At 64.0% G+C, this 12,951-nt stretch carries 6 protein-coding genes and 1 pseudogene; 3 read left to right on the plus strand and 4 right to left on the minus strand.

What is annotated here, in order from left to right:
- Nucleotides 1–13: 13 nt before the first annotated feature.
- Nucleotides 14–5,887, plus strand: a pseudogene (locus BTN82_RS07335) (VCBS domain-containing protein); the annotation flags it as partial.
- A 57-nt stretch (nucleotides 5,888–5,944) separates the two neighbouring features.
- On the opposite strand, the gene lapD reads toward BTN82_RS07335, so the two are convergent.
- The 4 genes from lapD to BTN82_RS07355 all read right to left on the minus strand — a co-directional run bounded on the left by lapD (nucleotide 5,945) and on the right by BTN82_RS07355 (nucleotide 9,698).
- Complete coding sequence (lapD, locus tag BTN82_RS07340; protein WP_075118494.1) at nucleotides 5,945–7,885, minus strand: cyclic di-GMP receptor LapD; 1,941 nt, start codon at nucleotides 7,883–7,885, stop codon at nucleotides 5,945–5,947.
- 18 nt (nucleotides 7,886–7,903) lie between these two features.
- Nucleotides 7,904–8,611: a transglutaminase-like cysteine peptidase gene (locus BTN82_RS07345; RefSeq protein ID WP_075118495.1), complete on the minus strand. Its 708-nt coding sequence runs from the start codon at nucleotides 8,609–8,611 to the stop codon at nucleotides 7,904–7,906.
- Nucleotides 8,612–8,704: 93 nt separating this feature from the next.
- A complete protein-coding gene (locus BTN82_RS07350) occupies nucleotides 8,705–9,100 on the minus strand; it encodes a YbaN family protein (protein WP_075118496.1) in 396 nt (131 codons plus the stop codon).
- A 10-nt stretch (nucleotides 9,101–9,110) separates the two neighbouring features.
- On the minus strand, nucleotides 9,111–9,698 hold the full coding sequence (locus BTN82_RS07355; RefSeq protein WP_075118497.1) for a YecA family protein: 588 nt from the start codon (nucleotides 9,696–9,698) through the stop codon (nucleotides 9,111–9,113).
- Nucleotides 9,699–10,131: 433 nt separating this feature from the next.
- Between BTN82_RS07355 and recQ the strand changes: the two genes are divergently transcribed.
- Both recQ and BTN82_RS07365 read left to right on the plus strand, forming a co-directional pair.
- Entirely contained in the window at nucleotides 10,132–12,258 is a 2,127-nt protein-coding gene (gene recQ, locus BTN82_RS07360) for a DNA helicase RecQ (protein WP_075118498.1), read from the plus strand.
- A gap of 123 nt (nucleotides 12,259–12,381) precedes the next feature.
- Nucleotides 12,382–12,816: a MarR family transcriptional regulator gene (locus BTN82_RS07365; protein WP_075118499.1), complete on the plus strand. Its 435-nt coding sequence runs from the start codon at nucleotides 12,382–12,384 to the stop codon at nucleotides 12,814–12,816.
- Nucleotides 12,817–12,951 lie beyond the last annotated feature (135 nt).

Here is a 12,951-nt window from a genome sequence, read left to right on the forward strand (position 1 = left end):
ATAACAACGACGACCCGGTACCCTCAATGGGCTGAATGTCAAGGTGGAGAGCTGACGGTCTACGAGAAGAACCTGTCAGACGGCAGCAGTCCGGACGCGGGCGCTTGACTCAAAGCGGCACCTTCACCGTGACTGCGCTGGACGGTGTCCAGACTCTGACCGTGGGCGGCATCAACGTAGTCAGTGGCGGTGTGGCCGCGGGCTTCCCGCAATCGGTGACCACGGGCTTGGGTAATACCCTGACTATTACCGGCTACAACGCTTCTACCGGGGTGATCAGCTACAGCTACACCTTGGTGGATAACGACGCTCACCCAACCGCCAACGGCGCCAATAGCTTGAGCGAACACTTCACGGTGGTGGCCACCGATACCGATGGCAGCACCGCTAACGGCTCGCTGGACGTCAACGTGGTGGACGACCTGCCAACGGCCGTCAACGACACCAACGGTACGGCTTCTGAAAGCCAGCTAACCCTCACCGGCAATGTGCTGACCAACGACGTGCAGGGGCCGACCGAGTACCGACGGGTCCAGTTACACCGGGCACCTTCACGGGCACCTACGGAACCCTGGTCCTGGCAGCCGACGGTACTTACACCTACACCCTCAACACCTCGGATGCCGACTTCAAGGCGCTGCACGGCAATGGCAACGGCACGGAGACTTTCGCCTACACCATCACGGACTCTGACGGTGACCCCAGCACCGCCAACCTGGTATTGAGTATCCATAACAACGACGACTCTGTGACCCTCAACGGCCTGGACGTCAACGGCGGTGAGCTGACGGTCTATGAGAAGAACCTCAGCGACGGCTCCAGCCCCAACACCCTCGCACTGACCCAAAGTGGCACCTTTACCGTCACCGCCCTGGATGGCCTGCAAACCCTGACGGTGGGCGGGATCAATGTGGTGGCGGGCGGGGTGGCCGCGGGCTTCCCGCAATCGGTAACGACCGCCTTGGGCAATACCTTGACCATCACCGGTTTCAACGCTGCCACGGGTGTCGTCAGCTACAGCTACACCCTGACCGACAACGAAGCCCATCCAACCGCCAACGGCGCCAACAGCCTGAGCGAACACTTCACGGTGGTCGCCACCGATACCGATGGCAGCACCGCCAACGGTTCGCTGGACGTCAACGTGGTGGACGACCTGCCAACGGCCGTCAATGACACCAACGGTACTGCTTCGGAAAGCCAGCTAACCCTGACTGGCAATGTGCTGACCAACGACGTGCAGGGCGCGGACCGCGTACCGACGGGGCCTGTCACACCGGGCACTTTCACCGGCACCTATGGCACTTTGGTTCTCGCGGCGGACGGTTCTTACACCTACACCCTCAACACCTCGGACGCCGACTTCAAGGCACTGCACGGCAATGGCAATGGCACTGAAACCTTTGCCTACACCATCACCGACTCCGATGGTGACCCCAGCACCGCCAACCTGGTGCTGAATATCCACAACAACGACGACCCGGTAACCCTCAATGGGCTCGACGTCAACGGTGGCGAACTGACGGTCTACGAGAAGAACCTCAGCGACGGTTCCAGCCCTAATACTCCCGCCCTCACCCAAAGTGGCACTTTTACCGTCACGGCCCTGGATGGCCTGCAAACCCTGACGGTGGGCGGGATCAATGTGGTGACCGGCGGGGTGGCCGCAGGCTTCCCGCAATCGGTCACGACCGGCCTGGGCAATACCCTGACCATCACTGGCTATAACGCCACTACCGGCGTGGTCAGCTATAGCTACACCCTGACCGACAACGAAGCCCACCCCACCGCCAACGGCGCCAACAGCCTGAGCGAGCACTTCAATGTGGTCGCCACCGATACCGATGGCAGCACCGCCAACGGCTCGCTGGATGTGAACGTGGTCGACGACCTGCCGACAGCGGTCAACGACACCAATGGCACCGCTTCGGAGAGCCAGCTGACCCTCACCGGAAATGTGCTGACCAACGACGTACAAGGTGCGGACCGTGTCCCAACGGGTCCAGTGACACCGGGCACCTTCACGGGCACCTATGGCACCCTGGTCTTGGCAGCCAACGGCACCTACACCTACACCCTCAACACCGCGGACGCCGACTTCAAGGCGCTGCACGGCAATGGCAACGGTACCGAGACGTTCGCCTACACCATCACGGACTCTGACGGCGACACCAGCACGGCCAACCTGGTGCTGAATATCCACAACAACGACGACCCGGTGACCCTCAACGGTCTCAACGTCAACGGCGGCGAGCTGACGGTCTACGAGAAGAACCTCAGCGACGGCTCCAGCCCCAATGCCCCGGCGCTGACCCAGAGCGGCACCTTTACCGTGACCGCGCTGGACGGCGTCCAGACCCTGAGCGTGGGCGGGATCAATGTGGTGACCGGCGGGGTAGCCGCGGGTTTCCCGCAGTCGGCGACCACGGCACTGGGCAACACCCTGACCATTACCGGCTATAACGCGACCACTGGCGTGGTCAGCTACAGCTACACCCTGACCGACAATGAAAACCATCCGACGGGGCTGGGGGCCAATAGCATCGCCGAGCACTTCACTGTGGTCGCCACCGATACCGACGGCAGCACGGCTTCGGCAGTGCTGGACGTGAACATCGTCGACGACCTGCCGACAGCCGCCCCGGACGTGGCCTCGGCGGTCGAAGGGGCGACGGTCAATGTCAGTGTCCTGGGCAACGACGTGACCGGCGCCGATGGCGCGGCGGCTGGCGGTGCGGTAGTCGGCGTGCGCGCCGGCAGCAACACCGCGACCTCGGCCATCGGCGGGCTGGGCAGCACCATCGCGGGGACCTACGGCACCCTGACCCTGGATGCCGCCGGCAACGCGGTGTACCACAGCAACCCGAACAGCATCAGCCCGCCAGGGGCCACCGATGTGTTCACCTACACCATCCGCGACGGTGACGGCGACGAAAGCACCACCACCCTGACCATCAATGTCACCGACAGCGGCCTCAAGGCGGTGCTCGACCAGGACGTCACGGTCTACGAGAAAGCCCTCGACCTGAGCAAGGACGGCCAGGACCTGGCGGCCGGCACGGTGATCGGCAGCGACCCGGGTAATACCGGCGAAACCGCGACCGGCACCCTGGTCGGCTCGGTCACCGGCGGCAGCGGCGCGATCACCTACACCCTGGTCGGCAGTGCCACCGGCACTTACGGGCAGATCCTGCTCAACCCCGATGGCACCTACACCTACACCCTGACCTCGGCGCCGAAAACCCTGCCCAATGCCAACGACGGCCCCAACGTGCTGAGCGAAAGCTTCACCTACAAGGCCACCGATGCGCTGGGCAATACCACCACCAGCACCATCCAGGTCAATATCGTCGACGACGTGCCCAAGGCCGTGGCCAGCGAACGTTCGGTCACCGCGGTGGAGGTGGATTCCAACCTGCTGCTGATCCTCGACGTCTCGGGCAGCATGAACGACCCTTCCGGGGTACCCGGGCTCTCGCGCATCCAGCTGGCCAAGCAGGCAATCAACGACCTGTTGAACAAGTACGACGACATGGGCGATGTGAAGGTGCAGATCGTCACCTTCAGCACCAACTCGTCGCAGTTGACCTCCGCTTGGGTCGACATCGCCACGGCCAAGAGCATCGTCAACGGTATCAGCGCCACAGGGGGGACCAACTACGACTCGGCGCTGGGGACGGCGCAGAGCGCCTTCACCTCATCCGGCAAGCTGACCGGGGCGCAGAACGTGTCCTACTTCTTCTCCGATGGGGTACCGACGTTCTCCAACACCAACAACCCGAACAACCCGGGCGATCAAGTGAACCCCGAATACGGCGACGGTATCGACGCCACCGAGGAGGCCGCGTGGAAAGCCTTCCTCGATGCCAATGGCATCAAGTCCTATGCCATTGGCCTGGGGACGGGGGTGAGCAATCAGTACCTCGATCCCGTGGCGTATGACGGCGCGACCCATACCAATACCAACGCCGTGGTGGTCACCGACCTGAATCAGCTCAACTCGGTGCTGGCCGGTACGGTACAGGGCGCCCCGGTCACCGGGACGTTGCTCGGCACCGGCGGTTCGTTCGGCGCCGATGGCGGTTTCATCAAGACCATCGTGGTCGACGGCACGACCTACACCTACGACCCCAAAGGCAACAGCAACCAGGGGGCGCTGACCTTCAGCGGCGGAGTCAACCATGGCACCTTCAACACCGTGGACAACAGCGTCAGCATCGCCACCAACAACAGCGGCACGCTGGTGATCAACCTCGATACCGGCGACTTCACCTACACCTCGCAGAAAGCCACGGCCGTGGTGCTCACTGAAAACATCGGCTTCACCGTCAGTGACAACGACGGCGACCTGGCCAGCTCCAGCCTGGTGATCAAGGTCAACCCGAACGCGCCGCCGGTGGCGGTGGCCGACAATGTCATCACCAACGTGCTGTCGGGCACCGTGGTCGTGCCCGGCGAGCTGCTGCTGGCCAACGACACCGATGCCAACGGCAACGCGCTGAACGCCACGCCGACCACCTTCAACACCGGGTGGGTGGCCAAGGGCGCGGACTTCACGGCCGCGACCCAGCAGACCCTCGGGTTTGCGGGGACGGGCAACAATGCCGCCAACCAGGCGCTCACCGTCGCCCGCTCCTCGTTCATGGCCAATACCGCGGCCATGACGGCGATGCTGGTGGTCAGTGGCTACCTGGGGGCGGTGACCAATGCCAACGCCAACGACGAGGACCGCATCACCGTCAGCCTGAAACAGGGCGAAACCCTCAACCTGGATCACAACCTGGCGGCCGGCCATATCACCATGGAGTACTCGTTCAACGGCGGGGCCTTCACCCCGATTGCCGACGGCGGCACCTTCACCGCGGCAGCGGACGGCAACTACCAGATTCATCTGGTGAACGTCGCCAATACCTCCGGCGGCAGCACGGCGGCGGAAAGCTATCAACTGACGATGACGGTCAATTACGCCGGCGCCAGCAACATCACCCCGGACTACCACGGTACCTACACCGCCAACGATGACCATGGCGGCAGCAGCAGCGCCAACGTGACCATCAGCTATCAGGACGGCCATACCCTGACAGGCACCTCGGGGGACGATGTATTGGTGGCCGGTACCGGCGACAACATCCTCAATGGCGGCGACGGCAACGACGTGCTCACCGCCGGCAGCGGCAACAACACCCTGCACGGCGGCAATGGCAACGACCTGTTGTTCAGCGGGCCGGGCAACGACCTGCTCGACGGCGGGCCGGGCAACGACACCGCCAGCTACGCCCATGCCACCGCCGGGGTCACGGTCAACCTTGGCCTGCTGGTGGCGCAGAACACGGTCGGAGCGGGTACCGATACCCTGACCGGCATCGAAAACCTGATGGGCTCGAACTTCAACGACACCCTGACCGGCGACGGCAACAACAACGTGATCAACGGCGGGCTGGGCAACGATGTGCTCAATGGCGGCGGCGGTGACGACATCCTGATCGGCGGCCAGGGCAACAATACCCTGACCGGCGGCTCGGGCGCCGACACCTTCCAGTGGCTGGCCGGCAACAGCGGGCACGACGTGGTCACCGACTTCACGCCGGGCACCGACAAGCTCGACCTGTCCCAGCTGTTGCAGGGCGAGAACGGGACGGCGGCCTCGCTGGACGATTACCTGCACTTCAAGGTCACCGGTTCCGGCGCGTCCCTGGTCACGACCATCGATGTCAGCGCGATGGCGGGGGCCACGCCGAACCAGAGCATCGACCTGGCCGGTGTCAACCTGGCCAGCCACTACGGCGTGACCCCGGGAGCCGGGGGCGTGGTCGCCGGGGGCGCGGATACCGCGACCATCATCAACGGCATGCTCAACGACCATTCGTTGAAGGTCGACACCGTCTGAGGCGCGGGGCCGGCGCCAGCCTCTGTCGAGTCTGGCGCCATGCCCAGGCCTGGCTGGCTACATGGGTTGCGGCGGGCCGATCAGCCGGCCCATGACGCCGAACAACCCCAGGGCCCTGAGGTTTTCCAGTTCGCCGCGGGTTTCGACCTGTTCGGCGATCAACGGCAGGTCGATGCTGTGGGTGGCGCGAAACATCGCCTCGATGAACAGTTGCTTGTCGCTTTGCCGGTCGATGTCGCGGATGTAGCTGCCGTCGACTTTCAGGTAGGCCAGGCCCAGGTGGGCGAGGTTGCCGATCTGGCTGAAGTGGCCGCCAAAGTGCTGCAGGCCGATGCGGTAGCCGCTGCCCCGCAGGCACTGGCTCAACCGCTGCAACTCGCTGGCCGAGGGCAACTGGCGCTCGTCGATCTCCAGGGTCAACAGGCTGGCCAACTCGGGCAGGGCCTTGAGTTGGGCGAGAATCTGCTGCAAGGCCGCGGGGTCGCGCAGGGTGCTGCCGGACAGGCTCAACGCCAGTGGCCAGGCATGCTCGAGCAGATAGTCTAGGGTGTGTTCGAGCATCGCCAGGTCAAAGCGCGCCGACCAGCCGAGGCGCTCGACCCACGGCAAGAAATGCCCGGCGGCGATGGCTTCGCCCTGCGGATCGAGCACTCGTGCCAGGACCTTGTGATGCAGCACCTCGCTGGTGTCGGCGCATTGCACCACCGGCTGGAAATACAGCTTCAGCTTGCCGTGGCTCAGGGCATCGTCGAGCCAGGTCCGCCAGTCATGCGGCGCTTGGCGGGGGCCGGCGGCGACGGCCTGCAACAGCGCCCAGGGACGTTCGGGGTGCAACTGGGCGTGGGCCAGCGCCTGGTGCAGGCGCAGCCAGACCTGCGCGAGCTGCTCTCCAGGCCGATAAGCGACGATGCCCAGGTGCGCCACCGGGGTGCAGTCGCTGGCGCCGGTCAGGCGCAGGTTCTCCAGGGTGGCGCTGATCTCCATGGCCAGGCGCTCGGCGCCGTGGCTGTCCAGGCCTGGGGTGAGCAGGCTGAATTCGCCGCCGCGATTGCGCGCCGCCAGCCAGTGGCGCCGTTCGGCCTGGGTGCTGATGCGCTTGAGCAGCTCGCCGATGCTCCTGATCAGGCCATCGGCGCGCTGGCCGCCCAGGCGCTGGTTCAGGCCGCCCAGGTCATTGACCCGCAGCATCAGCAGGTAGCCGTCGGCGCTCTGCTCGTCGAGCAGCAACTGATCGCCCAGCTGTTCGTCCAGCAAGCGCCGGTTGCCCAGGCCCGTCATGCTGTCCTGATAGGACTCGGCCCGCAGTTTCTCGCTACGCGCGGCTTCTTCGGCGAACAGGCCTTCGAGTTTTTCCACCATCTGGTTCATGGCCAGGACCACCCGCTTGAGTTCGGGGGTACGCGGCACGTTCGACAGGCAGAGAAGCTCGCGGCGACTGATGGCCCTGGCCTGCTCGACCATGGCGTCCAGCGGCCGCAACTGGCGTCGTAGCAGCCAGCCGCCGAGCACGGCGCTGAGCAGCCCGCAGACCAGCAGCCAGACCAGGCTGCCCAGGCTGCTGTCCCAGAGCCTGGCCAGGGCGAACTGCGGATTGCTCAAGACTTCCACCCGCGCCGCCTGCTCCCAGCCGTGCATCACCAACGCGTCGCCGCCTTGCGCAGGCAGGTTCACCAGCCTGACGAACCACCCTGGCACAGCCTCGACGCTGGCCGCCGCCGAGCGCTCCAGCAGAACGCCCTGGTCCTCGAGGTTCACCACCTTGATGCTGGTGTAGTAGCCGCTGTCGAAGATCGAGCTGACCATCAGTTGCATCATCGCCGGGTCATCGACCTGGCTGGTCAGGGACAGGCCCAGGGCCGTGGCCGCGTCCTGGGCATGGGAGCGCAGCTGGCCGAGCATTTGCTCGCGGGAGCTTTCCAGGCTGACAAAAAAGCTGCCGCTGAAAGCCACCAGCAGGAACAGGCAGATGGCGAGAAACAGCTGCTTGAGTAGCGACATGCGGTCAACCTCGTCGGATCAGCCATTGCCCACGGTGAAGCCTTCGGCCCGCATCTTTTTCAGCACATCCTGCCAGCGCGACAGTTTTTTCGGATCGATGCTGCGTTTGTCGCCGGGCGTACCCGGCAGGTACAGCCCTTCGGCATTGAAGGCGTAGACCGGGTTCGGGTCCTGGCGTTGTGCGGCGGAGCGGATGTCGTTGCTGAGGTTGTCCAGTACCAGCGGCCCGGCGCCGGGGCTGGGGTAATAGGCCAGGACCATGTGAGGCTGGTTGCCGCGCCGGGATTTGACGTAGGTCAGGCGCAGCTTGTCGCTGGAGATCCCCAGGCTGCGCAGGCTGAAATACTTGGCCAGGGCGTAGTCTTCGCAATCGCCGGCGCCCTTGAGCAGGGCCTCGATTGGCGTGGCCCAATAGTCGCTCTGCTGCCAGGTGAACAGGTCGTCCTCGAAGCTCAGTTGCCGGTTGAAGAAGCGGTTGATGGCATTGAGCTGTTCGTCCTCCGGTCGTCCGGCTTCATCGCGCAGCAGTTGGTTCCAGGCGTCCAGGCGTACGCGGGCGGGCCCCGGGATCTGATGGCGTTGTTCGAAGGTGTCCAGGACAGAGATGAATTCCCAGTTCGCCCGGACGTTGCCCGGGTCGGTCCATAAACAGACCAGCAACAGCATCCAGCCGGCCAGCCGAAGCCGGAGCAGGGTCCAGTCGGGGCGACGCGAACGGGTGGGCATGGCGGGCTGCTCGAATGCCGGTTCTTGAAGTCTAGGCGGGATTTTTCGCCGGCATGGGCAACTGGTCGGGTCGCCGGCAGGGCCAGGCCTGGCTCAAGGCTTGTGCAGGGTCTTCTGGCGCAAGATGTAGATTGTCACCAGCACCGCGCTGGTCAGCATGAAGCCGCGGGCCCAGGGCAGGGGCACCAGGTAGCAGGACAGGCCGATGCTCAGCCACATCAGGCCGATGGCGTAGACCTTGCCCTTGAGCGGAATGCCGTGGCCGTCCAGGTAATCGCGGATCCACGGGCCGAGCCGCGGGTGTTCCACCAGCCACTGATAGAAACGCGGCGAACTGCGGGCAAAGCAGGCGGCGGCCAGGAGCAGGAAAGGGGTCGTGGGCAATACCGGGAGGAAGATACCGATCACCCCCAGCACTACGCTCAGCCAGCCAATGGCCAGCAGAACGTAACGCAGGATCAGGGGGCGGTTGCCTATGGGCTTGGCCATAGGCAACGACTCAGTGGTGGCGGGGCTTGAGAATGGCCGGTTTTTCGTCCGGCGCGTTGCACAGCAGGTACAGCGCGGTCAGCGCTTCGGGGATCTGCACGATCATGTCGTCCATCAGGTTGGCATCGCTGGCGATGTCGGAGAACTCGGGTTGTTCGTCGAACAGACCAGAGCCGACCATGATCGGCAGGAGCATCTCGCTGACTTCTTCCTCGGCGGTCTCGAACCAGGCCGCTTCGCGCAGGAACACGCCCTCCATGAAGCCGATGCACCAGCCGCGCAGGTCGGAGTCGTCCGGATCGTCGCCGAGGTCGAGCTCGCATGGCAGCTCGAACTCTTCGTCGGAGGCCAGCTGGCGGGCGATATGGGCCTTGAGGGCAATCAGGGTGGACTCGATTTCTTCGCGCTGGGCGGCGTCGCTGTAATGCGGTTCCTCGGCGAACAGGGCGTCGATCCATTCACGGTCCGGCACGCTTTCGGAACAGATCGACAGCGCCGTCAGGTAGCCGTGGGCGGCCACATAGTCCAGCGCCTCGTCATGCAGCTCGTCGGCGTCGAGGAAGGCTTGCAGGCGGGTTAGTTGCTCAGCGAAGGACATTGAAGACTACCTTGGGGAATAAACGATGCTGAATTCTAGGCCTTCTTGAGCGCCCAGGCCAGCCGCAGCGCAGATTTGCGCGGTTCCAGGGTTTGCAGGAAAAGTCGGTGAGCGAAGGCCAGTAGAGCAAACAGGCGAGGAACGGCTGGGGTCGCATCCGACTTTAGGCTCCTAAATGAGCATTCCGAGCCTGTTTCTGCGTAACGCCGAAGGCGCCCAGCACGCAGCCACTTTTCGTGCAGAGCCTGAAGGTTACCGGCGGTCCATAGTCGACCCCTTCGTCGGCAAGCGCTCGGGTATACTTGCGCGTTTTGTGATGCCCGGCAGGCGCCGTGACGGTCCCGGAAAAGTCCGCTAACGGATTTACCCGTGAAAACCTTGGTCTTTTCGGCCAGCCTGCACTCAGGGATTTCAGCGATTTTTGGAGTTTTTCATGCTCGAACAGGCTCAACGCGTCCTCAAGGACATCTTCGGCTACGAGAGTTTCCGTGGCCGCCAGGGTGCGATCATTGAGCGCGTGGCCAGCGGCGGCGACGCCCTGGTGCTGATGCCTACTGGCGGCGGCAAGTCCCTGTGTTTCCAGGTTCCGGCCTTGCTGCGCGAGGGGCTGGCGGTGGTGGTGTCGCCGCTGATCGCGCTGATGGACGACCAGGTCGCCACCCTGGAGGAACTCGGCGTCGCCGCGGCGGCGCTGAACTCCACCCTGAGCGCCGAGCAGCAGCGCGACTTGGCTGCGCGCATTCGTCGCGGTGAAGTGAAGATGCTCTACCTGGCGCCGGAGCGCCTGGTGCAGCCGCGGATGCTGGCGTTCCTGCAGAACCTGGATATCGCCCTGTTTGCCATCGACGAAGCGCATTGCGTATCCCAGTGGGGGCATGACTTCCGCCCGGAATACCTGCAACTGGGGCAGTTGGCCCAGATGTTTCCCCAGGTGCCGCGCATCGCCTTGACCGCCACCGCCGACAAGCGTACCCGCGAAGAAATCGTCAATCGCCTGCATTTGCAGGACGCCGAGCGCTTTCTCTCCAGCTTCGACCGGCCGAACATCTTCTATCGCATCGTTCCCAAGGAGCAACCGCGCAAGCAGTTGCTGGCGTTCCTCAACGAACGGCGCAGCGACGCCGGCATTGTCTACTGCCTGTCGCGCAAGAAGGTCGACGAAGTCTCGGCCTTTCTCTGCGAGCAGGGTTTTCCGGCGCTGCCGTACCACGCCGGGCTGCCCAGCGAACTGCGGGCCTATCACCAGAAGCGTTTCCTCAACGAGGAAGGGCTGATCATGGTCGCGACCATTGCCTTCGGCATGGGCATCGACAAATCCAACGTGCGCTTCGTCGCGCACCTGGATCTGCCCAAGTCCCTCGAGGCCTATTACCAGGAAACCGGGCGTGCCGGGCGCGACGGCTTGCCGGCGGATGCCTGGATGGCCTACGGCCTGCAAGACGTGCTGATGCTCAAGCAGATGCTGCAGAACTCCGAGGGCGACGAACGCCACAAGCGCCTGGAACAGCACAAGCTCGACGCCATGCTGGCGCTGTGCGAGGAAACCCGCTGCCGCCGCCAGACCCTGCTGGCCTATTTCGACGAAGACATGCCGCAGCCTTGCGGCCATTGCGACAACTGTGTCGATGGCGTGCAGACCTGGGATGCCACCGAGCCGGCGCGCCAGGCGCTGTCGGCGATCTATCGCACCGGCCAGCGTTATGGCGTCGGCCACCTGGTGGACGTGCTGCTGGGCAAGGACACGGAAAAGGTCCGCAGCTTCGGCCATCAGCACCTTTCCGTATTCGGCGTCGGCAAGGCGCGCAGCGAAGGCGAATGGCGCTCGCTGTTCCGCCAACTGGTGGCCCGCGGCCTGGTGGATATCGACCTGGAAGGCTACGGCAGCCTGCGCTTGAGTGACAGCTGCCGGCCGCTGCTCAAGGGCGAGGTGAGCCTGGAGCTGCGCCGTGACATAAAGCCGCAGGCCGCGGCCAAGAGCAGCACCAGCCACGCCAGCCAACTGGTGCGTGGCGAGGAGCGCGAACAGTGGGAAGCCTTGCGCGCCTTGCGGCGCAAGCTGGCGGAGGAGCATGGCGTGCCGCCTTATGTCATTTTCCCCGACTCCACCTTGCTCGAAATGCTCCGCAGTCAGCCCGGCTCCCTGGCGGAAATGGCCCAGGTCAGCGGCGTCGGCGCGCGCAAGCTGGAGCGTTACGGCGAGGCCTTCCTCGAAGTGCTGGGTGGCCAGGCCGAGACGCCGAAAGTGGTCGCCGACATTCGCCACGAACTGATGACCCTGGCCCGCGCCGGCATGACGCCGGTGCAGATCGCCGGGCAGTTGCAGTGCTCGGAAAAGAACGTTTACACCATGCTCGCCGAAGCCGTGGGCAAGCAGCAATTGTCCCTGGAACAGGCGCTGGATCTGCCGGAAGACTTGCTCGGGGAGATCCAGGACGCTTTCCTCGACGGTGAAGGCGAGCTGCCTGCGGTGAGCGAAGTGGCCGAGCTGTTCGCCGGCCGCGTGCCTGAGGGCGTGTTGTATTGCGTGCGTGCGGCGCTGGAGTCGGAATTCGAAATGTGAGGGCTTTGGCGGCAAGATGTAACGATTCAGTTCATACCAAGCCTTGCCTCAGGGCAACTGTCATGCTTAGCTGACTAATAATTAGTTTTCCTTAATTTTCAGTCTACTAACCATGAGTTGTTTATGTCGTTAACCGATCAACACCGTTTTGGCATGCAGTTGGCGCAAATGTCCCGAGGCTGGCGCGCCGAACTGGATCGTCGTCTGGCCGGACTTGGCCTGTCCCAGGCTCGCTGGCTGGTACTGCTGCACCTCGCCCGCTTCGATGAAGCCCCCACCCAGCGTGAACTTGCCCAGAGTGTCGGCGTCGAAGGACCGACCCTGGCGCGGCTGCTCGACAGCCTGGAAACCCAGGGGCTGGTGCAACGGCAGGCGGTGGTCGAGGATCGCCGAGCGAAGAAGATCGTTCTGTGCCCCCCGGCGCTGCCCTTGATCGAACAGATCGAAACCATTGCCACGGCCTTGCGTCATGAGTTGTTCGTCGGTGTCGATGAAGAAGACATGCGGGTCTGCATGCGGGTTCACGCGCATATCCTGGCCAATCTGGAAAAGTCTTGAGGCATAACTGACGCCACGGATTTTTGAGCGGGCGACACCGGCAGACTATAAGAAATACCAGGTCCACAGCGGCATGCGCAGCCAGCGTATCGCCGCTGTGGTCGCTTTCGGTTCTTACAAAGGATGCCCATGTTC

Origin of the sequence: Pseudomonas chlororaphis (assembly GCF_001921865.1) — a bacterium.
GTDB classification, from domain to species: Bacteria; Pseudomonadota; Gammaproteobacteria; order Pseudomonadales; family Pseudomonadaceae; genus Aquipseudomonas; species Aquipseudomonas chlororaphis_D.

What these genes read in the sequence shown, in the direction of transcription:
- lapD (WP_075118494.1), bottom strand. Translation starts at nt 7,885, where the DNA reads ATGTCGCTACTCAAGCAGCTGTTTCTCGCCATCTGCCTGTTCCTGCTG.
- BTN82_RS07345 (WP_075118495.1), bottom strand. Translation starts at nt 8,611, where the DNA reads ATGCCCACCCGTTCGCGTCGCCCCGACTGGACCCTGCTCCGGCTTCGG.
- BTN82_RS07350 (WP_075118496.1), bottom strand. Translation starts at nt 9,100, where the DNA reads ATGGCCAAGCCCATAGGCAACCGCCCCCTGATCCTGCGTTACGTTCTG.
- BTN82_RS07355 (WP_075118497.1), bottom strand. Translation starts at nt 9,698, where the DNA reads ATGTCCTTCGCTGAGCAACTAACCCGCCTGCAAGCCTTCCTCGACGCC.
- recQ (WP_075118498.1), top strand. Translation starts at nt 10,132, where the DNA reads ATGCTCGAACAGGCTCAACGCGTCCTCAAGGACATCTTCGGCTACGAG.
- BTN82_RS07365 (WP_075118499.1), top strand. Translation starts at nt 12,382, where the DNA reads ATGTCGTTAACCGATCAACACCGTTTTGGCATGCAGTTGGCGCAAATG.